The sequence below is a fragment of the Kitasatospora sp. Root107 genome (assembly GCF_001424875.1).
Taxonomy (GTDB): Bacteria; Actinomycetota; Actinomycetes; order Streptomycetales; family Streptomycetaceae; genus Kitasatospora.
In genome coordinates, this window is record NZ_LMCT01000026.1 from 15,739 (window position 1) to 36,780 (window position 21,042).

26 protein-coding genes and 3 pseudogenes are annotated in these 21,042 nt (G+C 70.2%); 13 read left to right on the forward strand and 16 right to left on the reverse strand.

Annotated features, from left to right (window positions below; translation table 11 throughout):
* Positions 1-356: 356 nt before the first annotated feature.
* From ASC99_RS22280 to ASC99_RS40900, 3 genes and pseudogenes are all read right to left on the reverse strand, one after another.
* Complete coding sequence (locus ASC99_RS22280) at positions 357-1,685, reverse strand: RNA polymerase sigma factor (RefSeq protein ID WP_057234817.1); 1,329 nt, start codon at positions 1,683-1,685, stop codon at positions 357-359.
* Positions 1,658-2,077 carry a YciI family protein gene (locus ASC99_RS22285; protein WP_057234819.1) on the reverse strand — a complete coding sequence of 140 codons (420 nt, stop codon included), beginning with the start codon at positions 2,075-2,077 and terminating at the stop codon, positions 1,658-1,660. The genes ASC99_RS22280 and ASC99_RS22285 overlap by 28 nt, the downstream gene beginning before the upstream one ends.
* Before the next feature lie 336 nt (positions 2,078-2,413).
* Positions 2,414-2,671: pseudogene (locus ASC99_RS40900) on the reverse strand (restriction endonuclease); the annotation flags it as partial.
* A gap of 1,119 nt (positions 2,672-3,790) precedes the next feature.
* Here ASC99_RS40900 and ASC99_RS22295 point away from each other — a divergent pair.
* A complete protein-coding gene (locus ASC99_RS22295) occupies positions 3,791-5,050 on the forward strand; it encodes an FAD-binding protein (RefSeq protein ID WP_057235148.1) in 1,260 nt (419 codons plus the stop codon).
* A 9-nt stretch (positions 5,051-5,059) separates the two neighbouring features.
* Here ASC99_RS22295 and ASC99_RS22300 read toward each other — a convergent pair whose 3' ends face one another.
* Positions 5,060-5,245 carry a hypothetical protein gene (locus tag ASC99_RS22300; RefSeq protein WP_057234823.1) on the reverse strand — a complete coding sequence of 62 codons (186 nt, stop codon included), beginning with the start codon at positions 5,243-5,245 and terminating at the stop codon, positions 5,060-5,062.
* A 10-nt stretch (positions 5,246-5,255) separates the two neighbouring features.
* On the opposite strand from ASC99_RS22300, the gene ASC99_RS39470 reads away from it, so the two are divergent.
* Both ASC99_RS39470 and ASC99_RS22310 read left to right on the forward strand, forming a co-directional pair.
* Complete coding sequence (locus ASC99_RS39470) at positions 5,256-5,558, forward strand: hypothetical protein (RefSeq protein ID WP_057234825.1); 303 nt, start codon at positions 5,256-5,258, stop codon at positions 5,556-5,558.
* 50 nt (positions 5,559-5,608) lie between these two features.
* Positions 5,609-6,058 carry a hypothetical protein gene (locus ASC99_RS22310; RefSeq protein WP_057234826.1) on the forward strand — a complete coding sequence of 150 codons (450 nt, stop codon included), beginning with the start codon at positions 5,609-5,611 and terminating at the stop codon, positions 6,056-6,058.
* A 26-nt stretch (positions 6,059-6,084) separates the two neighbouring features.
* On the opposite strand, the gene ASC99_RS40905 is transcribed toward ASC99_RS22310, so the two are convergent.
* Entirely contained in the window at positions 6,085-6,534 is a 450-nt protein-coding gene (locus ASC99_RS40905) for a carbonic anhydrase (RefSeq protein ID WP_235502700.1), read from the reverse strand.
* A gap of 470 nt (positions 6,535-7,004) precedes the next feature.
* A complete protein-coding gene (locus tag ASC99_RS22320; protein ID WP_057235152.1) occupies positions 7,005-7,373 on the reverse strand; it encodes a hypothetical protein in 369 nt (122 codons plus the stop codon).
* A gap of 452 nt (positions 7,374-7,825) precedes the next feature.
* Between ASC99_RS22320 and ASC99_RS22325 the strand changes: the two genes are divergently transcribed.
* From ASC99_RS22325 to ASC99_RS22340, 5 genes are all read left to right on the forward strand, one after another.
* A complete protein-coding gene (locus ASC99_RS22325; protein ID WP_057234828.1) occupies positions 7,826-8,173 on the forward strand; it encodes a helix-turn-helix transcriptional regulator in 348 nt (115 codons plus the stop codon).
* Entirely contained in the window at positions 8,170-9,885 is a 1,716-nt protein-coding gene (locus ASC99_RS22330) for a SulP family inorganic anion transporter (protein WP_057234830.1), read from the forward strand. The genes ASC99_RS22325 and ASC99_RS22330 overlap by 4 nt, the downstream gene beginning before the upstream one ends.
* Positions 9,886-9,925: 40 nt before the next feature.
* A complete protein-coding gene (locus ASC99_RS22335) occupies positions 9,926-10,393 on the forward strand; it encodes an ATP-binding protein (protein ID WP_057234832.1) in 468 nt (155 codons plus the stop codon).
* A gap of 14 nt (positions 10,394-10,407) precedes the next feature.
* Positions 10,408-10,650 carry a DUF6126 family protein gene (locus ASC99_RS38800; RefSeq protein WP_157531684.1) on the forward strand — a complete coding sequence of 81 codons (243 nt, stop codon included), beginning with the start codon at positions 10,408-10,410 and terminating at the stop codon, positions 10,648-10,650.
* Positions 10,651-10,766: 116 nt separating this feature from the next.
* Positions 10,767-10,961, forward strand: a complete 195-nt coding sequence (locus ASC99_RS22340) for a helix-turn-helix domain-containing protein (RefSeq protein WP_057234833.1) — start codon at positions 10,767-10,769, stop codon at positions 10,959-10,961.
* On the opposite strand, the gene ASC99_RS22345 is transcribed toward ASC99_RS22340, so the two are convergent.
* The 6 genes from ASC99_RS22345 to ASC99_RS39475 all read right to left on the reverse strand — a co-directional run bounded on the left by ASC99_RS22345 (position 10,951) and on the right by ASC99_RS39475 (position 14,560).
* The gene (locus ASC99_RS22345) at positions 10,951-11,568 is read right to left on the reverse strand and encodes a GNAT family N-acetyltransferase (RefSeq protein ID WP_057234835.1); all 618 of its coding nucleotides are present in this window, start codon (positions 11,566-11,568) and stop codon (positions 10,951-10,953) included. The genes ASC99_RS22340 and ASC99_RS22345 overlap by 11 nt on opposite strands.
* A 322-nt stretch (positions 11,569-11,890) precedes the next feature.
* Positions 11,891-12,277 (reverse strand): glycine cleavage system protein GcvH, encoded by a 387-nt coding sequence (gene gcvH / locus ASC99_RS22350; RefSeq protein ID WP_057234838.1) that lies wholly within the window; start codon positions 12,275-12,277, stop codon positions 11,891-11,893.
* 493 nt (positions 12,278-12,770) lie between these two features.
* Positions 12,771-13,205 carry a hypothetical protein gene (locus ASC99_RS22355; protein ID WP_157531685.1) on the reverse strand — a complete coding sequence of 145 codons (435 nt, stop codon included), beginning with the start codon at positions 13,203-13,205 and terminating at the stop codon, positions 12,771-12,773.
* Positions 13,171-13,956 carry a hypothetical protein gene (locus tag ASC99_RS38805; protein ID WP_157531686.1) on the reverse strand — a complete coding sequence of 262 codons (786 nt, stop codon included), beginning with the start codon at positions 13,954-13,956 and terminating at the stop codon, positions 13,171-13,173. Before ASC99_RS38805 ends, ASC99_RS22355 begins: the two co-directional genes overlap by 35 nt.
* Positions 13,953-14,372 (reverse strand): pyridoxamine 5'-phosphate oxidase family protein, encoded by a 420-nt coding sequence (locus tag ASC99_RS22365; RefSeq protein ID WP_057234844.1) that lies wholly within the window; start codon positions 14,370-14,372, stop codon positions 13,953-13,955. The genes ASC99_RS38805 and ASC99_RS22365 overlap by 4 nt, the downstream gene beginning before the upstream one ends.
* Positions 14,369-14,560, reverse strand: a complete 192-nt coding sequence (locus ASC99_RS39475) for a hypothetical protein (RefSeq protein WP_162257910.1) — start codon at positions 14,558-14,560, stop codon at positions 14,369-14,371. Before ASC99_RS39475 ends, ASC99_RS22365 begins: the two co-directional genes overlap by 4 nt.
* Positions 14,561-14,889: 329 nt before the next feature.
* On the opposite strand from ASC99_RS39475, the gene ASC99_RS22375 reads away from it, so the two are divergent.
* The 3 genes from ASC99_RS22375 (at position 14,890) to ASC99_RS22385 (ending at position 16,608) form a co-directional block, all read left to right on the forward strand.
* Complete coding sequence (locus tag ASC99_RS22375; RefSeq protein ID WP_057234848.1) at positions 14,890-15,246, forward strand: hypothetical protein; 357 nt, start codon at positions 14,890-14,892, stop codon at positions 15,244-15,246.
* Between the two features lie 171 nt (positions 15,247-15,417).
* The gene (locus ASC99_RS22380; protein ID WP_057235154.1) at positions 15,418-15,771 is read left to right on the forward strand and encodes a helix-turn-helix transcriptional regulator; all 354 of its coding nucleotides are present in this window, start codon (positions 15,418-15,420) and stop codon (positions 15,769-15,771) included.
* Positions 15,772-16,122: 351 nt separating this feature from the next.
* On the forward strand, positions 16,123-16,608 hold the full coding sequence (locus ASC99_RS22385; protein WP_057234851.1) for a DUF1877 family protein: 486 nt from the start codon (positions 16,123-16,125) through the stop codon (positions 16,606-16,608).
* A gap of 73 nt (positions 16,609-16,681) precedes the next feature.
* On the opposite strand, the pseudogene ASC99_RS37540 reads toward ASC99_RS22385, so the two are convergent.
* From ASC99_RS37540 to ASC99_RS22395, 4 genes and pseudogenes are all read right to left on the reverse strand, one after another.
* Positions 16,682-17,518: pseudogene (locus ASC99_RS37540) on the reverse strand (IS5 family transposase); the annotation flags it as partial.
* Positions 17,519-17,577: 59 nt separating this feature from the next.
* A pseudogene (locus ASC99_RS38810) lies at positions 17,578-17,732 on the reverse strand (IS481 family transposase); the annotation flags it as partial.
* A gap of 146 nt (positions 17,733-17,878) precedes the next feature.
* Positions 17,879-18,004: a hypothetical protein gene (locus ASC99_RS41750; RefSeq protein WP_255359267.1), complete on the reverse strand. Its 126-nt coding sequence runs from the start codon at positions 18,002-18,004 to the stop codon at positions 17,879-17,881.
* Positions 18,005-18,391: 387 nt separating this feature from the next.
* On the reverse strand, positions 18,392-18,760 hold the full coding sequence (locus ASC99_RS22395) for a helix-turn-helix domain-containing protein (protein ID WP_057234855.1): 369 nt from the start codon (positions 18,758-18,760) through the stop codon (positions 18,392-18,394).
* A gap of 53 nt (positions 18,761-18,813) precedes the next feature.
* On the opposite strand from ASC99_RS22395, the gene ASC99_RS22400 reads away from it, so the two are divergent.
* Together ASC99_RS22400 and ASC99_RS22405 are read left to right on the forward strand one after the other, a co-directional pair.
* The gene (locus ASC99_RS22400; RefSeq protein WP_057234857.1) at positions 18,814-19,701 is read left to right on the forward strand and encodes an NAD(P)-dependent oxidoreductase; all 888 of its coding nucleotides are present in this window, start codon (positions 18,814-18,816) and stop codon (positions 19,699-19,701) included.
* Between the two features lie 683 nt (positions 19,702-20,384).
* Complete coding sequence (locus ASC99_RS22405; protein ID WP_057234859.1) at positions 20,385-20,894, forward strand: hypothetical protein; 510 nt, start codon at positions 20,385-20,387, stop codon at positions 20,892-20,894.
* The last annotated feature ends 148 nt before the right edge of the window (positions 20,895-21,042 follow it).

A 21,042-nucleotide genomic window follows, 5' to 3' on the forward strand; every position in this document is an offset into this window, starting at 1 on the left:
CATGAGCCGCTGAGCGGGGCGCGGCCGCCGTCCCGCTCGCTCTCCACGTCGATCTGCCCGTTGGGGGCGAAGATCTCCCGCTCGGTCCAGGCGTCGAGGTCTCGCTCGGAGCCGTCGTCGGACATGGTGGCGTCCGGGGTCAGCGCCCCCGGAAAGCCTGGCGGTCGTTGGCGTTCAGCGAGGGCGGCGAGGCTAGACCAGGCCCGGCTGTGTTCGTGAAGGATTTCTCGTGAACATCCATGGTCCCCAACATCGTCAACTCCTGCCAAGACACCTACGCAACCAGCCACCACCACACCTTCGATCGACCGGTCGGCCGAGGTGCAGACGGGGCGGCTGCACTGGGTGGGTGCGCGTCACTCCAGCGCAGCCGCCTTGCGCAGCAGTACTGACCGTTCGCGGGCGTTGCGGCACAGCCGGGCGGCGAGTTCCAGTTCGGCCCGAGCCTCGGCGGTCCGGCCGAGCCGGACCAGCAGTTCGCCGCGCACACTCGGGAGCAGGTAGGACCCCGAGAGGCGGCCGGCGGCGGCCAGTTCGTCGACCATGGACAGTGCCTGCTGCGGTCCGCTCGCCATGGCGACTGCCACGGCCCGGTTGAGCTCGACGACGGGAGAGGGGGCTACGCGGCCGAGCGCCTCGTAGAGGAGCACGACACGCTCCCAGTCGGTCTCCCGCACCGAGGGCGCGGTCGCGTGGCAGGCGGCGATCGCGGCCTGCAGACCGTACGGTCCGAGGCCCCGCCCGACGGTCGTGGCCCGGCCGATCGCGGCCAGACCACGACGGATCGCCGACTGGTCCCAGCGTCGGCGGTCCTGGTCCTCCAGGAGCACTGACTCCCCGTCGGGTCCGGTACGGGCCGGGAAGCGCGCGGCGGTGAGCTCGAAGAGGGCGAGCAGCCCGTACACCTCCGGCTCGGCGGGCAGCAGGGCGGCCAGCATCCGGGCCAAACGAACGGCCTCGTACGCGAGATCGGTGCGCAGCAGGCGGTCGCCGGTCGTCGCCGTCGAGCCCTCTGTGAAGATCACGTACAGGACGCTCAGGACCCCGCCGAGCCGCGCTGGTCGCTCCTCGGACGACGGCAGCTCGAACGGTACGTGCGCCGCGGCGAGTGTCTTCTTCGCCCGGGTGATCCGGGCCTGGATGGTTGGCACGGGTACGAGGAACGCCCGGGCGATCTCCTCACTGGACAGGCCGCCCACCACGCGCAGCGTGAGCGCCACTCGGGCCTCGGGCGCGAGCACCGGATGGCAGGCGGTGAACATGAGCGCGAGGACGTCGTCGTCGACCCGGTCGGGATCCCACGGCAGGTCGTCCGGCCGGCCGGCGGCCACCGCGCCCGAGCTGAACTCGCCCTCGGTCAGCTGGCCCGCGAGCATGGCGTACCGCTCGTCGAGCGCCGACTTACGACGGAAGCCGTCGATGGCCCGCCGCCGTGCGGTCGCCAGCAACCAGCCCACCGGGCTGGCCGGCGCGCCGTCGCGCGACCAGGTGACCAGTGCCTCCGCCAGCGCCTCCTGAGCGACATCCTCGGCGAGCGCGAAGTCCCCGGTGTAGCGGGCCAGTGCACTGATGATCCGTGCCGACTCGATCCGCCAGACCGCCTCGGCGGCCCGCCGCGCCGACTCGGCGCTCGGCGGGCCGCCGGCGGCCGCGGGCATCAGATCTGGCCGGTCCGCTCGCGCCATGCCCGCTCCTTGATGATCCACTCGTTGTCCTGCGGAAACTCCTCGATGCCCGGCACACGACGGACCTCGCACTTCGAGCCTGCGATGGCCGGGAGACGCTTGGCCCACTCGACCGCTTCCTCCTTCGAGGCGACATCGATCAGGTAGAACCCGCCGAACAGCTCCTTTGTCTCGCCGTAAGGGCCGTCGGTGACCACCGGGGTCTCCCCGCTGAAGTCGACCACCACGCCCTGCGACGGGTCGTCCAGCCCTTCAGCGGCGACGAGCACGCCAGCCCGGATCAGTTCCTCGTTGAACCGGCCCACCGTCTCGAGCATGTCCTCGAAAGGCGTCTCCATCATCTTCGCGACGGACTCGTCCGTGCCTCGCATGATCAACATGTACTTCGCCATCATCGTTCTCCTTGATCGGGGGTCGCTTCCCGGCCCTCTCTACCCCAAGGTCGAACGGCGCAGCCGCAGATCGACACGACAGACGAATATGGACCACATTCTTCTACAGACGCCTCCGCCTCACGCCAGGCGAGGACATCCTCGATCGCGGCCGGGGCTCCAAGACCTCGGGGCCGGCCTCACCGTTGGACCCAGCAGCGCGGCAGGCGTACGGAGGGTGGGGGCAAGCAGATCTGTCCATCCCTGAGCACGGGGTGGCGTCAAGCGGATCCCGGAAGGTACGACGAGATCGAGGCGCTGCTGTTCGGCTGACGCGTTACGGCAGCATCGTCATTGTCAGCTCCAGGGCGGCTTTCTGGCGGTGACGACGACGGCCAGGTCGCAGCGGTGGACGTCGCGGTAGGTGCCGTTGACCTTCTGGACGTCCTGGGAGCCCACGAAGGTGCGCGACCCGTACCGCTTGGCCTGGATGAGGATCCGCTTGCCGGTCGGGGTGGTGGCCAGCACGTCTGCGGCCAGGTCACCGGCCCCGCCGACAATGGTCACCTTCGTACAGCCATCGCGGCGGCACAGCACCGCCAGGGCGCGCTCGAAGTCCTCGGGCTCATGGTGAGGAACGGGCCGATGTGCCGAAGCTGGGCGGACTGCGCCGCGAGCGTCCGCCGGTCGGCCAGCTGCCGAGCGGCCGGCCCGTCGCGTCGTTCGAGAAGGCCACGGTCGTGCCGGCAGCCTGAAGCGCCGACGGCGAGACGCTCCCCGTCCACAAGGCCCCGGCCTACCTCTCCAACGACCCCCGGTACGTGGAAGGTCGTCAACGTCATCGCGACCGGCGGCTGGCAGGGCGGCAGCGCGGGCGCGCTCGGGCAGAACATCGCGGGCGCGAACACCAACCGGCAGGTGGATCCCCTCTGGGAGCCGTACCTGATGGTCCATAAGGGAATGCTCGTCTGCTACTACGTCGAGCTGACCCAGAACATGGGCGGGGGCAATACGGAGATCGGCGGCGGACGGCCGGGCATGGCCAACGTCGTCCGCACGACGGGCGGCAAGTGGCTGCTCCCGTACGAGTATTGGGGCGGCAGAGCCAACACCAGGTTCCGGATCGCCGACGACCCGCTGACGTTCTTCACCGGATCGCCCACCGGCGACGCCGTCACCTCGTTGCCGGTCGACACCGGCTCCCGCCCACTCGCTACGGGCGGCAGCCCGGTCGTCATCAAGCTTCCCGGCGGGCGCCTGGTCCACAACGCCGCCGGCAGCGGCAACATCTGGGTCAACGAGAGCGGACGCAGCGACGGCGTGTGGAAGGAGTACCAGACCATCCTGGGCCCCGGTTACAGCCGCAACCTGCAGTACGTCGAGGGCACCGGCCGCATCTCGATCCTCCGCAACCAGGGCACCTCGACGCTCGCCTTCGCCGACATCGACCTCGGCCACTCGGACGGCGCCTATTATCAGCTGGTGAACCGCAAGACCGACCAGGTGATCGGCACCGGGAGCAGGGCCAACGACGCGAACCTCGGCAACGGAGACGTTCCCGACGTCGTCCTGGAGAAGCCCGGCGCCGCGTCGAACCCGGACACCCAGGGAATGGGAACTCGTCCAGTAGGCCGACACGACCGACCAGTTGGCATCCGGCGACCGGCCCTCTGGATCGGCCGCCGGAAGCGCATCCCGCATGACGACGATCCCCCACCCGAGGAGCAGGTACCCATGACCGTGGCCACGACCAACTGGGCCGGGAACATCACCTTCAACGCCGAACGGTTCCACCAGCCCGCATCCGTCGTCGAATTGCAGGAGATCACCGCCAAGAGCCGCTCGCTCCGGGTGCTCGGCACCGGCCACTCCTTCAACACCATCGCCGACACCTGGGACGACCTGGTCTCCCTCGCCCGCCTGCCGCGCACGATGGAACTGGACGAACGGGCCGCCACCGTCACCGTCGGTGCGGGCCTGCGATTCGGTGAACTCACCGGCACCCTGCACCAGGCGGGCTTCGCCCTGCACAACCTCGGGTCACTGCCGCACATCTCGGTCGCAGGCGCCTGCGCCACCGGCACCCACGGCTCGGGCAACCGCAACGGCAACCTGGCCACCGCCGTCCGCTCGCTCGAACTCGTCCAGGCCGACGGCGAGTTGCTCACCATCGGGCGCGACGACCCCCGCTTCCCCGGCTCGGTGGTGGCGCTCGGCGCCCTCGGCGCGGTCACCCGGCTGACCCTGGACCTGGTGCCCGCGTTCGAGCTCCGCCAGTGGGTCTACGAGGACCTGCCGGTCGCCGAACTGCGCGAACACTTCGACGAGTTGACGGCGGCAGCGTACAGCGTCAGCCTCTTCACCGACTGGCGCGGTGACCGGATCAACCAGGTCTGGGTCAAGCGGTCCGACGGCCAGGACGCTGCGCCGCACTGGTACGGCGCCACGCTCGCGGACGGCCCGCGCCACCCCGTACCGGGAATACCGGCCGAGCCCTGCACCGAACAGCTCGGTGTCCCCGGCCCCTGGTACGACCGACTCCCGCACTTCCGGCTCGACTTCACCCCGAGCAGCGGCGACGAGCTCCAGTCCGAGTACTTCGTCGCCCGCGCCGACGCCGTCGCCGCTTTCGACGCCCTGGACGCGATCCGGGACCGGATTGCGCCCGCACTGCAGATCAGCGAGATCCGCACGGTCGCGGCCGACGGTCTCTGGCTCAGCCCGGCCTTCGAGCGGGACACCGTCGCCTTCCACTTCACCTGGCACCCCGCCCCGGCGGCCGTCGCGGATGCCGTCCGGGCGATCGAGCAGGCACTGGCACCCTTCGGCGCGCGGCCGCACTGGGGCAAAGTGTTCAGCACCGCCCCGCAGGAGATCCGCGAACTCTACCGCCGCTACGGCGACTTCGAGGGTCTGCTGGCTCAGCTCGACCCGGCCGGGAAGTTCCGCAACGAGTTCATCGCACGTCACTTCCCGGCCGACGGCCGGGTGTGAGTCCCCGCCCTACCCCTGTGCCAGGACCGCTGCCTCGCGGGCGTCGAGCCGTGCCAGCAGTGCCTGCAACGCCGCCATCGGCCGACCCTGGCGTCGGCCTTCGGCGAGGCAGCTACGTAGCCCTTCGACGTCCTGTGCGTGCACCTTGCCGCCGTGGTAGAAGCGGTTGAACGCCTGGTAGTCGAGCGGCAGCATCTCCCGCTACATGCTGGCCGCCTCGGTGCGCGGCCCGTACGTGTTCGCGGGCGTCTCCGGCACCGGCACCGAGTCCGTCGCCACCTGGTCGAACCAGGGCGACTGGAACGACCTGACGGTGCAGGTCACCACCGGCGCGGACACCACCGAACTGACCGTGTACTTCCACGGCTGGTACGAGCAGGCGCCCTACAGTGTGCGATGGGTCTCCCTCAGCGGCCCCGGCGTCCCCCCGAGCCCCTGTGGCGAGCCCGGCCCGCCTCCGGCATCCCCCTCGCCCACCCCCAGCTGCTCGCGCACGTACGGTCCCTGACCGTCCGTCGGCTTCTCGCACCGCCCGGACACCCGCACATCGGAGACGTCATGCGCTCATCCGCCCACGGCGGCGGCCCGCTCGGCGCGGCCGTCGAGGGCCACCCCGGTGGACACGACTACGCGGGCTGCTCCCAGAAGGTCTCGGTCGTGGCCGGCACCAGCTACGACTTCTCGGCGTACGTGTCCGGCGCGTACGCCTTCGTGCGCGTCACCGGCACCGGTACCGGCAGCGGAGAGGTGCAGCTCTGGGCCAACGGGCCGGACTGGACCGGGCTGCGGACGACCGTCGCCGTCGGCAACGTCCATGTGGTGACCGTCCACTTCCACGGCTGGTACGGCCAGGACCGCTACCGGATCAGCCGTATCTCGCTGGTCGGGCCGATGTACCCCGACCCGTGCGCCACCGCCACGGCCGGACCGACCTCGACCCCGACCTGCCTGCCCCGGCCGGTGGCACCCTCGAGCGCCCCCGACAGCCCCCACCCCAGCACAACCTGACGAACCGGCAGGTATGGGCGGGACTGTCAGGCGATGGTGATGTCGACGGTGCCGGTGTCGAGGGAGTAGTAGGCGCCGACGATCTGGGTGCCGTCGCCGACGCCGCTCAGAAGTGGGTCCTGCCGGAGCTGGGCGACTACGAGTTTGGTCTGCTCGCGCACGGTGTTGTCGATTTGGTCGCCGGGCAGGTTCTTCGCTGCGTGGTAGGCGGGGGTGAGGGCGTCGACGATTTTCTGGAGCCGTCCGGGGACGGTCGAGCCGTTGTTGAGGGCCCGGACCGTGGTGGTCACCGCGCCGCAGCGTTGGTGGCCCAGGACCAGGATCAGCGGTGTCTGGGCTTCCTCTGAGCCGTAGTCAGAGGCTCCCTCGATCAGGTCGTCGTTGGTCTGGCCGGCTGTGCGCACCACGAACAGGTCTCCGAGGCCGACGTCGAAGAGCAGTTCCGGTGGTACGCGGGAGTCGATACAGCTGAACACGGTGGCCAGGGGGCGCTGCTTCGTGGCGACCTCCGTTCTCCGGGCCACACTCTGGTGGGGATGTGTCGAGTTTCCTGCAATCCAGCGCGCGTTGCCCTCGTGCAGGGTCTGCAGGACCTGGGCCGGGGTGAGTGGTGCGCCGGCCGGGGACGGGGCTGCCGACGTAGGCGGCTCGGCTGTACGGCGCCGACCAGGGGCGGCGGCTGGCAGGTCGCCCAGTACCGGTGCCAGCGCGAGCGCCACTGCGCCACCGAGCATCAGGCGCCGACGGACGGAGGAAGGTCTGTCGGCGGGCAAAGGGGCGTGGTAACCGGGCATGTTGTTCACTCCTGAGCGGTGGCGGCCTGGCCCATGCCGGTTCGCTGCCACCGCGCGTGGTCGGTGGGCGGCTCGCGTGGCCCTGCGCTGGGAGGCGGAGCTCCACTTGGCTGGCCAGCCCGGGTCGCGCCCGGCGCGGACCGCAGGCGTCGTCACATCTCGAGTTCGGTTTCGATGCGGCGTGCGTGGTGGCGTGCCATGGCGAGGTTGGCGCGGGCGCGGTCCAGGATCAGGTAGAGGAACAGTCCGTTTCCGCCGGGGCGGGTGAGCGGGCGGATGAGGTGGTACTGGCTGGTCAGGGTGGTCAGGGTGTCTTCGAGGCCCTGGTCGTGCAGGCCGAGCAGGTCCAGGCTGCGCCGGGTGGCGCGGACGATGTCGGTGCTGCCGGCCGCCGCGAGCGGGAGGTCGAGGTTGGCACCGCCGAGGGTGCCCAGGGTCATGCCGCTCTCGGCGTCGACGATGGCCGCGCCGATCGCGCCGTCGATGGCCAGCGCCTCCTTGAGGGCGGTTTCGATGCTCAACACGTGGCAGTTCCTCCGGAGCCGTTGGCGGTGCTGGCCGGGCTGCCGGAGCTGGTGGGCGCCCGCAGCCGCATGTGATCTGGAGGTTACGGACCCGGTCGTCGGTGATCCGAAGGATGCGCGGTACTGACCGGAACCGGATGAATGCGGACCGATCATGGCTTGCAATGACTGGAACTTGAAGAACTCTTCACATTCATAGATGCTTCTTTCGTAACCACGTTGAGCGGTGCGGCCGGGGCCGGGAGGCGACGGCACGGGGAGGACGACTGTGAGCGAGATGTTCGGCCAGGAGCTGCACGCGCAGCTTGACCAGGCGCGCGAGGAGCTCGCCCTGGCGAGGGCGGCAGGTGACGAGGACGGCATGCAGGCGTACGCGGGGTGCTGCGGCTCGCCGCCCACCACGGCGTGCAGCTGCCGCACGAGACGCAGGAAGAGGACGGCGAGAGCTGATGGCCACACCGCTCTACCAGGCGAAGGCGGAGTTCTTCCGCACCCTCGGGCACCCCGCCCGCATCCGGGTCCTGGAGATCCTGCAGGACGGCCCGCGCCCGGTACGCGACCTGCTCGCCGAGATCGAGATCGAACCCTCCAGCCTCTCCCAGCAGCTCGCCGTGCTCCGCCGTACCCAGATGGTCACCGCCACCCGCGAGGGCAACACGGTCGTCTACGCCCTCAGTACCCCTGACGTGGCCGAACTGCTCCGGACCGCGCGCCGCATCCTGACGGAGATGATCACCGATCAGGGCGAACTACTCGCCGAGCTGCGCGAGCGCAATGCCAGGGCGAGCAGCGCATGAGCGCGACCGCCGCACCGCCCGGCCCGCTCGGCCGGGTCCGGGCCCGGGTGCGGGCGGTGCTGCCCGACCGGATGGCGCTCGCCTCGATGGGCCGCTCCCCGCGTAAGGATCTGATCGCCGGGCTGACGGTGGCGGTCGTCGCGCTGCCGCTCGCACTCGGTTTCGGGGTCGCCTCCGGTGCCGGGGCCGAAGCGGGCCTGGCCACCGCCGTCATCGCCGGCGCGCTGGCCGCGGTGTTCGGCGGCTCGAACTTTCAGGTGAGCGGGCCGACCGGCGCGATGACCGTGGTGCTGGTGCCGATCGTCCACGAGTTCGGCGCCTCCGGGGTGCTGACGGTGGGTCTGCTCGCCGGGCTGCTGCTGATCGCCCTCGCGCTGGGCGGGGCGGGCCGGTTCATGGCCTATGTGCCGGCCCCGGTGGTGGAGGGTTTCACCGTCGGCATCGCCGGTGTGATCGGCCTGCAGCAGGTCCCCGCCGCCCTGGGCGTGCCGCCGGGCGAGGCTTCGAGCGTGGTGGTCGCCGCTGTTCAGGCGACCGCCGACTTCGTTGGCGACCCGGATGTCTGGGCTCTGCTGCTGGCCGCCGGGGTGGCCCTGGTGATGCTGGTCGGCGCCCGACTGCGTCCGGGGGTTCCGTTCTCGCTGCTGGCGGTGGTCGCCGCGACGCTGGTGGCGACCTTCGCGCACCTGGACGTTGCGACGATCGGGCACCTGCCCGCCGGGTTGCCGCTGCCCTCCCTCGGCTTCCTCGACGTCGGCGCCGTACCCCACCTGGCTACGGCGGCGCTGGCCGTCGCCGCGCTGGCCGCGCTCGAGTCGCTGATGTCCGCGACCGCCGCGGACGCGATGAGCGTCTCCGAGCGGCACGACAGCGACCGCGAACTGTTCGGGCAGGGCCTGGCCAACATCGTCGCCCCGCTGTTCGGCGGCGTCGCCGCGACCGGCGCGATCGCCCGTACCGCCGTCAACGTCCGCTCCGGCGCCGCCTCCCGCCTCGCCGCCCTGGTGCACGCCGCCGTCCTCGCGCTGGTGGTCTTCGCCGCCGCCCCCCTGGTCTCCGGCATCCCCCTCGCGGCGCTGGCCGGCGTACTGATCGCCACCGCGATCCGCATGGTCGAGGTCGCCTCGCTGCGGGCGCTGGCCCGCAGCGGCCGCGGCGAGGCTGCCATCCTCGTGCTGACCGCGAGTGCGACGCTGGCCTTCGACCTGGTGACCGCCGTCATCGTCGGCCTGGTCGTCGCGAGCGTCCTGGCGCTACGTCAGGTCGCCCGCGCCGCCACCCTCGAGCAAGTGCCGCTCCACGAAGGCCTGGCACCCGCCGATCACCACGAGGAGGAACAGGCGCTGCTCGCCGAGCACATCGCGGCCTACCGGATCGACGGGCCGCTGTTCTTCGCCGCCGCCCACCGCTTCCTGCTCCAGCTCGCCGAAACCACCGACGTCAAGGTCGTCGTCCTGCGCCTCTCCCGGGTCAGCGCCATCGACGCCACCGGCGCCCTGGTCCTGGGCGACGTCATCGCCAAACTGCGCCGCCATCACGTCCTGGTGCTGGTGTCGGGCGTGCAGGACGAACACCTCAAGACCCTGGACGCCCTCGGCGTGCTGACCGAACTACGGGACGAGGGCCGGGTGTTCGCCGCGACACCGGAGGCCATCGCGTACGCCCGCAAGTACCTGCACACCACCGGCGCCCTGAACGGACCCGCCGAATGAAGCCACACTCCTCGAAGGACCTCACTGCCGGGAGCGTCCGGTGAGCGGCGGCTGGAGCCGCCGCCACAAACGGCCCCAGAACCCGCCGCCCGCCCCGGCCTCCGTGCCCGCGGGCAGGCACTACAACCTGATCGCCGCGAACCGGCCCGCCGCGGTCTCACTGTTCCGAGGGGCGACGAAGACCTGCTTCACCGTATGGGGTGTGGCACCGAACGCCGTCGTGCTGGACGCCGCCCTGCTGATCGTCACCGAGCTGGCCGTCAACTGCGTACGGCACGCGGCCGGCAATTCCCCGAACACCGAACTGATCCTCGACTTCGGCGGCGGAAACCTCCAGGTCGCGGTCGCCGACACCCACCCGTGGGTACCCGGCACCCTGCCCGCCAGCGGTGGCCTGCGGGTCATCGACGACCTCGTCCGCGACTTCGACGGCCACCTGATCGTCAACCTCGCCGACACCGGCCCGGGCAAGACCATCCGCGTGGTCCTGCCCGTCACCGCCTCGTAGAGCCGCCGACCCAAATGACCAACCCCTTGCACTTCGAGACCACCCTCCACGACGACCACGGCAACCCCAGCCCACCACGGGTCGTCGACCCGGCGGCCCGCAAACGACGACCAGGAGCAGCAGCTGTGAGCGACGCCATCCGCGACGAGAAGTCCAAGCGCAAAGCCATGATCGTCCGGGCCTGCATCTACATTGCCGGCACCCACCTGTTCGCCGGCTTCGTGATCCTCCTCTTCGCCCTCGGCAACCGCCACTGACCGGTCCTTCGCACCACCCACCGACCCCGCAGCTCCGACCGTGAACTGCCAGCCCGGACCCGGGCCGGGCCACCCCCGCCCACGGCCAGCGGCATCGGCTTCCGGGCGGAGGTGCGATGCCCCGCCCGATCCCCCCGCTCACCCGGGCCGCCGCCGTCCTGCGACTGCTCGCCGACGGCGGACGCCACCGGGCCCTGGCCGACATCGCAGGTGCCCTCCGCCTGCCCAACGACACCGCCCGCGACATCCTTGGCACGTTGCCCCGCCTGAGCACCTCTGATCCAGCCCGATGGGGCGTGATCAGCAGGTAGCTTCGGGGTGGCCCTGGTGGTGCTTCCACTCGGGAGCAAGGACGGACATCATGACGTAGTCCACCCACGCGCCGTCATACAGCACGGCATCGCGCTGGATCCCCTCCACGACGAAGCCCGCCTTTTCGTAGGCACGGCGGGCTCGCGGGTTGAAAGCGAGCACCTGCAGCGAGATCCGGTGCAGGCCGAGCCGCTCGAAGCCGTGGCCGACGATCAGCCTCAGTGCCTCGGTACCCAGCCCACGGTCCTGTCCGGCTGAGGTCAGTGCTATCCGGAAGCTGCAGCTGCGGTTGCCGCTGTCCCATTCGTTGAGCACCGCCTCGCCCACGCAGTCGCCTGTCGTCAGGTCGACCACAGCGAGGTCCAGCCGGTCCGTCTGCTCGTGACGGGTGCCGTACCACGCGCGCATCCGTTCCTCGGCGGCTTCGTCCCACGGCTCAGGATCTCCCGGTTCGTGGACACTGCCGGTCAGGCGGCCCACCTCCGGATCCTGGAGCAACCAGCGAAGAGCGGGAGCATCCTCCTCCAGGAGGAAGGAGCGCAACAACACCTTCTCCCCTGCGAGTGTGGGTTTGACCGAGAAGTCCGTTCGCGGAAGATCGTTCACGCGGCGATTGTGGGACGCCCGAGGCGGCCACGACAACTGAGTTCCCAGTCCCTTGTGCACCGATCGCAGCAACAGCGCGACCAGAACGTCAGAACTCACCGTCCGGTGGGAGCAGTGAGTACCTGCTGTCTGAACCTCAACTGCGTGTTCGCCCAGGTCAGGAATCCAATGGGCCGGGAATCAGAGGCCGTTGGCGGGGCGGATCGGGGAAGTGAGGAGGAAGAGCACCCGGCCGCAGAACTTGCGCCGGCCACACCCCTCATACGTGGCCGCGATGAGCGGCCGGCCCAGCTCTCGTGGATGCGGCCTTGCCTGACAGCCCCTAATCCTCGGCGGTGATGAACTGCTCGTACTGGGCGGCGGTGAGCAGCCCGTCCAGCTGCTTGACGTCGGACATTTCGATCTTGATGATCCAGGTGCTGTGAGGGTCCGTGTTGATGGCGTCCGGCTCGTCGCTGAGCAGCGTGTTGATCGCGACGACCTTGCCGGAGACCGGTGAGAAAAACTCGGACACCGCCTTGACCGACTCCACGCTGCCGAAGGGCTCCTCAGCATCGAGCTGGGTGCCCTCCTTCGTCGCCACCTCCACGAAGACGATGTCGCCGAGCTGCTTCTGCGCGAAGTCCGTCAGACCGACCGAGGCCGTCTTGCCGTCGACCAGGAGCCACTCGTGGTCCTTGGTGTACTTGTACTCAGTGGGGTACGTCATGCCAGACTCCCTGGGTTGTCGGTACGGGCACAGCCTTCCGCAGTTCCCCGGCCCCGAGTGGGACGCTCACTCCAACGAGTGAGCCGCAATCTGGCCGGCTGAGCCGGCCCGGGGCCGCTGTTCAGCGGGCTTGATGGGCGACAGCTCGACTCCCGGTCCCGATAGGGCAGCTGACGGCTGGTCAGCCTGGATGCAAGCCAAAGCCCCCGCGCCACGGACCATGCCACTGTGGGCTGCCCGGCCACTCGATGCCTCGGGTCTGGCCGCGGTGCGCGTCGCGGGCGCTCACGTCGTAGGGCGAGACGACGGCAACGGCGGATGGCCGGCGCGGTCGGCGTCCTGCCAGTGCAGTCGCTCCGGCGTCGCTCCAGTAGTTCTACGGGAAGATCTGGCGCAGGAGCTGCACCTGTTCGCCGTCGCCGAGCGCGGGCAGGTAGCGATTCACGCAGCGCAGCAGCAGGTGGGCGTCCTCGCCCGTCTCAGCGTCAAGTACTCAGGGGCCGGGAGCGTCGGCGGCTGCGAGCGCGGCGGTCAGGCCCTGAGTCAGGCCGGGCCGGCCAGCCGGGGGCAGGAGCTGGTGATCCTCGGCGAGGGCGGCCAGCGCGCGGGCGGTGGCCAGCAGGACCTGTGTGGTGGGGCGGGTGCCGCGGGCGGCTGCGGCGACCAGGGTGGGCAGGACGTGCAGCGGATGGGGATGGCGGTCGGTGGTGTGCAGCGGCGGCGGGTCCTGCGGGCAGGCCCGCAGCACCGGAGTGCCGTCCGATGGTGCGGGCATCGTGCCGGTCAGGTCGATGAGCAGGTCGGCGGCGCCCGTGAGGTCGTCGGCCTGCGGCGTGGTCGGGGCGTAGAGGATGAGTTCGCCAACCCCGCTGTCGTGGAGCAGGCCGACGAGGTCACCATTGAAGTGGGCCCCTACCAGGGCGACCACCGCCTGCTCCGGGGGTCGGCGTCGGCGGGTGAGGGCATTGAGTGCGGCGGCGAGGGTGGCGGTGGCGTGCGCGCTGGCAGTGTCCACGACCGGGGTGGCGCTGCCGGCGAGGGCTGCGCGGACCGCGGCGGTGTGGGCGGGGTGGGTGTGGGTGAGGCAGATCGCGGCGAAGCCGGGCGCGAGCGCCCTGGCGGTGGCGGCGAGCGCCTCGGGCCTGGCGGCGTCCAGTGGCACGCAGGTGGACGGCGGTGGACTCCAGTGCGGGCAGCACCATCGGTGCGGGCAGCGAGCCGAAGTCGTGGACGGCGGTGGCGTTGGAGAGCAGGGCGACGCGTCTGCGCCGGCCGGTGTAGGTGTCGATGCCGTCCGGGTCCAGCAGGAGGTGGGTGATGACGCGGTGGTCGGCGTCATGGTCCAGGAGTGCGAGGTCGCGGGCCTCGGTGGTCGGCACGCACAGTCGCTGGGTGATCTTGCCGGTCGCGGCGGTGGTCAGGGCGGGGTCGGCTAGGTGGATCAGGTCCGGGCCGAAGCGGTCCCGCAGCAGGGCCTTGACCTGATGGTGGGTCAGCGGCCCGTCGGTGTCGATGGTGATGGACTGCAGCCCGGTGTCCGGGTCGATGGCGTGCGAGGTGACGACCAGCCGTCCCGGGGCGGTGAGCATCGCGCCGATCAATGTGCGGGCGGTGCTCGGGTGGACGTGGGCCCGCAGGCTGTAGGCGGGCCGCAGCCGCTCGAACCAGCCGCTTGTCATCGGTGGTCGCGGGTCAGGCGGTGGCCGCTGACGAGGTCGGGTCGCATCCGCAGCAGGTGCTCGTTGCGGTCGTCGGGCCAGGCGCGCATCGGCACGCGGTAGCGGGCCTGCTCGGCGGGGTCGGTGATCTGCTCGGCGGGTCCGGTGGCGATGACGATCCAGCCGGTGAGGGTCTCCGCGTCGATCTGCTCGGTCAGGTAGGTGAGACGGGCGGGGTAGTCGTGGCGGCCGGGCCGGCCCTGCAGTACCCGCACCCGCACGATCAGCCGCCGGTCGTCGAGCAGGTGTCCCAGCACCCGCACGGCAGGCAGGCCCTTGGCGGGGCGCAGGAGGCTGCCGGCTGTCACCGAGCCGAGCAGGGCCAGTGCCTCCTGTTCGGGCAGGGCGGCCAGCTGAGGCACGGGCAGGTGGTTCACCTGTCGTCCTCCTGCCTGGGCTCCTTCACCGGGTCGATCCCGCGGGCTCGGCACAGGCGCTCGGCATCGTCGAGATCCACCGAGTACAGGGCGACCAGCCAGGCGTCCTGCTGTTCACTTGCCTCGGCGAGGGCCCAGGTCAGCCTGTCCGTCCGGGCTCGCAGCGCGTCCTCGGTCTCCTCGCTCATCACTCACAGGCTCCTGTTCGTCCCCGCCGGGCTGGTCACAAGAACGGCCGCCCCGGCGTCGGCTTCCGGGGCGGCCGCTGTCTACGGACCTTAGCAGTTGCTAACATTGGCAACTGCGAGGGATGGAAGGAGATGGGGATGCGTATCTCTGCGAGTCGCGGTACCGGGTCGCCCGTCGTGCCACGCCAGGAGTGCGGCACTGTGCGGCGCCGCTCTGCTCCCGGCGGGCACGGACCCCGCCCGCGGCTCGGGCATCCTCATCTCCCCGCTCGCCCCGCTCGCGCCCGACGTCACGCCGGGCCCCCGGTACCCGGCGTGACAGGGCGGCGATGACCATGCAATGGCACTTCGAGGAGCACGGCGGCACCGGCGTGCTGTCCCTGTCGGGCTTCCTGGGCGAGCGGGTCGTCCACCGCTTCCACGGGGCGTTCGCCTGGGCGTGCGCCCGCTCGACGGGCGCCCTCGTCCTGGACCTGACCACCCTGCGCGGCATCAGCGCCGATGGCGAGCGCGCGATCGCAGCAGCTGCCGCGACCCTGCCGGCCGACCGCACCCCGCTCGCCGTCTGCGGCCTCACGGGCCAGCCGGCCGCGCTGCTGACCGGCGGCGCCTGCCCGGCCCGCTTGCGCCTGCACCCGGACCTGGACGCCGCGTTGGCCGCGACCTGCTCGAACCGGTCCGCGTGAGCGTCGATAGCCGTCCGGCGTGATTGCTAAAGTCAACAATTGATAATCTTCTGAGACCTCAGACCTCATGAGGGCGACCGAGACGGTGGCACGGTGAACGTCGACACTCCGCAGCCCGCACCCGCGGGCGACAACGTCCAACCCACCGCTCCGCCCCGGGAACCGAACGCGGTGAGCACCCCGCTCTACCAGCTCAAGGCGGAGTTCTTCAAAACCCTCGGCCACCCGATCCGCATCCGCGTCCTGGAACTCCTCAGCGAACGCGAGCAGGCCGTCGCCGAACTCCTGCCCGAGATCGGCGTCGAAGCCGCCCACCTCTCCCAGCAACTCGCCGTCCTGCGCCGCGCCAAACTCGTCGCCACCCGCCGCGAAGGCGTCAGCGTCGTCTACAGCCTCACCAGCCCCGAGGTCGCCGACCTCCTCAAGGTCGCCCGCAGCATCCTGTCCGGCGTCATCGCCGGCCAAGCCGAACTCCTCGAAGACCTCCGCTCCACCCGGCCGACCACGCACCGCGCGGCCTCCTGAACCAGACAGCGACGCCGCGCGATTCAGCAGCAGCTCACCGGTCAGCTGGCGCCGGCCGCGCGACTGCGGTGGCCGAGGACCAATGTGCGACCAGCAGCAGACCCACCACGCCCGCCGACCAGTTACACCTGGCCCACCGCCCCGTAGTGGTGGACCGCTCGGGGTGGCCGGGCCCGAACACCGCCCGGCTACCCCGAATCCGTTCCGCCTCGGTGAGATCTACGGCGTGTTTCGAAAGACCTGCGCGGGTCGCGCGAGTCGATATCGCCGACACGTGACTGTCCGTGTCTTCGAGTAGGTTCTGTCCGTTCGGCCTGACAAGCGGTCATTTGAGTTGAGGGATTCGCCCTAGTGAGCATCTACCTGCACCTTCGTGCCGTGGCTGAGTCCGGGATCCGGGACGACCACACCTGGCTCGCTGCGTTCATGTCTGAAGCTTGGGAAAACGACGAAGCCGAGTACGCAGCGGGCATCGCCCACTCGATCAACAAGAGCTGGAACGCTGTCCACGACCTCTACGCCGCCGCCGATGCCCTCTGTGCAGACGGCGACGAGTCCTGGAATCTGCCGATCTACGGCGGCCGCCCTGTGCCCCACAGCGCCGATGCGGACCCCTCCCATCCCCCGCTGATGCTTCTGGAGCCGACCGGGGTGTCACAGGCCGCGCGATTCCTTACGACTGTCTCTTTCGACGAGCTGTGGAACGTTGTCGGTGCCAGGTTCAGTGACGTCGGCTGGGCCAGACAGGAGTACCTCGAACATCATCGGGACCTCCAAGAGTTCTATGGGCAGGCGGCTTCGGCAGGTCACGCCGTGGTCAAAGCGGTGTGGGCTTGAGACGTGGCCACGTGCTGGTCTCAGCCATTCGTTGATGGCTGCGACGAGCACAGTCGTCTCGTAGCGGACCGCGAGTTTGTCGTACGGGGGTGGCCACAGCGCGGTGTCTCTTGAGGCGGTTGATCCCGCACTCGACTGCGTGGCGCTCGCGGTAGTCGACCGGGTCGAAGTGCGGCGGTCGGCCGCCGCGGGAGCCGAGCTTTCGGCGGTTGCGTGCCTGGTCGGCCTTGTCGGGGATGGTGCCGCGGATCCCGCGGCGGCGCAGGTAGGCGCGGCTCTTGAACGCACGCGCACCTTCGCGAGGACGGGGACGAACTGCGGGCTGTCACCGGCCTGCCCCGCGGTCAGGACGAGCGCCAGCGGGCGGCACCGGCGGTCGGCGGCGAGATGGACCCTGCTGGTCAGCCCGCCCCGTGACCCTCGAGCAGGGCCTGCTTCAGACGGAGCTTGCGTCGCAAGGGACCTGCCTGCGCTCGTCTTGTCCGTTCTGTTCCTGCGACTCGCCCCCTTTTTGTCGGGCCGTCTCCTGCTCGCGTGCGGCCTCCTCCAGGGCCTGCATGATCTCCTCGTCCACGAGCATCCCGGCACTGTCGTGGTGCGCGCGGACGGTTGTGGAGTCCACGCTGACCAGCGAGAGGTCCGCCTTCCCTTCGCGGGCGGCCTCGGCGATGAGGCCTTCGAGCAGGGCGCTGAACACGCCGGCCTCCCGCCAGACCCGGAACCGGCCGAAGACCGTGGACCAGGGGCCGAACTCGTCAGGCATCTCCCGCCACTGGGCGCTGGAACGGAACCGCCAGATCGCCCCCTCGAACTGGTCACGGAGCCGTTGGGGGTAGGGCCCGAACCTGCCGATCGGCAGACAGGGCTCGATCAAACTCCGCTGCTCGTCCGTGAGTTGCCTGCGCGTCATATCGGAGCCGTTCTGCTCAGGTGAGGGTGGCCAGTCCGTGCAGGGCTGCCCAGAACGTTTCGGTGAACGGTGGCCGGGTTCAGTCCCAGGAGGAAGGCGATGCGGGCCGGTCCCCAGCGGCGGAGGACGCGGACCTTGATGATCCTGCGCACGGTGCGGGTCGGGGTCCGGCGCGGGCTGTGCGCGGCTGGCTGGACCGGTCCGCTCTGGCGGCGTGTGCCGGTCCGTTGGTACTGAACCGTCGCGCGGGCTGACGGCGTCTCGTCCGGTAGGGCGGGGCGGTGGGGCTCATCGGGCGCTCCGATCGTACAACCACTGGTCCACCTCGGCCTCCAGGTCCGGTGGGCCGTCGAGCAGGGATCAATCCGCCAACGGTTCGGCGGGGATCGGCAGAAGGCCAGCGGCGTACTCGATCGCCAGCTCCTCCGGCGTGCGGCCCAGCACGGCGGCCAGGTCCCGCAGGATCTGCGCCGGACACGGTGACACTCGCAGTGATCGACAGCTGCGCCTGCGGCTCCGGGACGAGGGAGCATCCGCGCGCGTGCGGGCTGATATGCCGCGGGGGTCGCGCCGTTGAGGAAGAAGGGGGCAGCCTCGCGCAGCGGGGATGCTCCCTTGGAGTACAAGAGCCCCGTTGACGACCCAGAGTCGGGCCCCCGCACGCGCGGGGATGGCCCCGTGGGAGGGGCTGTTGGAGCAGAGAAGTATCGGCCGATTGGGTGTCTGGCCGGATGGCCATCATGTCGGCGGCTCTGCCCGTCACCTGGTGACCATCGTGTCCCTGCCCAGTAGCCACCTTTTTGTGCGTACTGGGCAGGGCGTGCGGGTGCGACGAGACTGATACCCAGAAGGGCGAAGGGAGATGACAGCAGGTCAGGAGGCCGACAGTTCGACCTGCCCGGCCTGCTCGGCCGCCATCCGGTCGAGGCGTTCGTGGCCCAGGTCGGAGACTGGGCCGAGGGCCTCGGAGAGGCGGCGGGCGAAGTCGGTCAGCGAGTAGACCGTCTTCAGCGGAAGGACGTCGTGCACCTCACGGTGCACCAGGCCGTCGGACTCCATCTCGCGCAGGGCCTGGGTGAGGACCTTCTCACTGAGGCCGGGCAGCCGTCGGCGGAGTTCGGCGGGGCGGTGCGGGCCGGCCTCCAGCAGCCAGAGCAGCGACGTCTTCCACTTGCCGTCGATCACGGCGATCGCTGCGGTCACCCCGCACACGTTCGGGTTCACGGCCTGACTGCGCGTCATCTCTTCTCCCCAGCACCATCGTTGTCCACCACCATGTCTACAGGAGATGAAGTATGCCCACCAACCACACCCAGCCCACCGTCACCGTGCTCGGCCTCGGGCCGATGGGCCGCGCCCTGGCAAGTGCCTTCGCGGACGCCGGCGTCCGCACCACGGTCTGGAACCGCACCCCGGGCCGGGACGCCGAGCCGGTCGCCCGGGGCGCGGTGAGCGCAACCACGGCAGAGGAAGCCGTGGCCGCGAGCGAACTGACCGTCATCTGCGTGGTGAACTATGACGCCTCGGACGCCGTGCTGCGCCGCGAGGAGGTCGAGGCCGCGCTCAAGGGCCGGGCGGTGGTCAACCTGACCGCCGACTCGCCGGACCGGGCCCGCTCCACGGCCGCCTGGGCGGCGGAACTCGGCGTCGAGTACCTGGACGGCGCCATCATGACGCCGGCCCCGAGCATCGGCACGCCGGAGGCGGTCTTCATCCACAGCGGGCCGGCTGACCTCTACGAGCGGTACGCGCCGGTGCTGGCGGTGCTCGGCGGTACCCACACCCACCTCGGCGAGGAGATCGGCCGGGCGGCCGGCTTCGACATCGCGCTGCTGGACATTTTCTGGACGGCGATGGCCGGGTACGTGCACGCCCTGGCGCTGGCCAAGGCGGAGGGCATCAGCGGACGGGAGCTGGTGCCGTTCGCCCAGGGGATCGGCGCGATCCTGCCCCCGCTGTTCGCGGAGTTCGCCGAGGACTTCGACAGCGGCAGCTACTCAGGCGCGATCAACCCGCTCACCTCGGGGGTCTCCACCATGGCCCACGTCGTGCACACCGCCGAGTCGCACGGCATCGACTCCGGGGTGATGCGCGCGGCCGAGGGTCTGGTCCGCCGGACCATCGCGCTCGGGCACGGAGAGGACGGGGTGAGCCGCCTCGCCGAGGTGCTGGGCCGCCGCTGAACGCCCCGCCGTACTGGGCGGGTTCAGGCGCAGGCGTCCAGCTCGCCGAGCAGCGAGGCCACCTCGAGGCCGGTGGTGAGGTACTGCTCGCAGACCTCGTTGCCGAGCGCCGCCGCCGGATCAGGGCGGTTGGTGATGATCCGCGAAATTGGCGGTGACGGACAATTCGTGATCGCCGTTGGGCATTCGGGTGATGCATTGTCAGCTGGATGCGAGGCAGTGTCGCTTGGTCCGGATGCTCAGCAGCTGCCGTACCGGTTTCGGCAGGTGACGCAGGCGTGGGCCGGGTGGGTCCCGCATCGGTTGATGGGTATGCCACAGCCACCGCAGAGCTCGGTCTCGTGGGGTTCGCAGTTTTGCTCGGCGGCGGCCTGGACGCGCTGGTCCCAGGTGCCATGGAGGGCTGGCGCCTGCTGGTGAAGGGTTTCCCGTGATCTCGGACACTCGTTCTTACGCGGCGAGGGTGTGTCGTAGGCGGGTCTCGTGCGGGGTGGATGACGGGCCGGGCGGCCTCGGGGGTGGTCGGCAGGGCGACCAACGAGATGGCGTCACCCTGCGTTACCCGAATCGGGACGCGCAGGGGTGGCCCTGGAGCATTGGCAGCGATCCGCCCTGAATCTCGTAGTCGGCAGGAGTCCCACAGGGCTTGCCTTGCCTAACCGTGATCACGAAGGATCGAGGGCATGGCAAAGGTGGAGAGTGGCGCGTTCAGTGATGTGCCGTTGACGGGGCTCTTTCGTGATCTTGCGACTGTCGATGTGGAGCGCATGCGACAGGCGGCGCGATCGGTGGACTCCGTGCGTCCTGCGGGGAAGCGACCGCCATGGGATTGGTTCATGGAACATGCTGCTTCGCCCGCCCCCCTGCCCTCCGCTGCCACTGGGGCCATGGTTGTCCTATTGACCGCTGTCGGTCTGTACGACGGCTCGTCCGACTGGTTGGAGCTGGAGCTGGATGTCTCGTGGACGTGTGACGGGCTCAGCGTGACCGCAGCTGTCAGCGTTGCCTGCTGGTGCGATGTCAACCACAACACCCACTACATCGACCCCGTGGATCTGAAGGTCGTGGACGGCGCATCGCTGGCCGCATCCTTCGAAGCCGCAGCTGGCCGTGTGCTCAGCTGGACTAAGCGCCCGCACGACCCCTCGTTCTGGCGGGCCCGCGCGGGACTGCCACAGCCACCTTTGCACTGACCGGCTGGATGTCCGACCGCGGACTGCCCGCCCGGGAGCGATGCGAGAGCGGGGGCTCGGCTGCGACCTCTTGGCCCACATCGTCGAATTCGGACGGAACAGGCCGTTCACCAGGGAAAGCATCACCTTCCGCAGCCCGTCTCAGTCG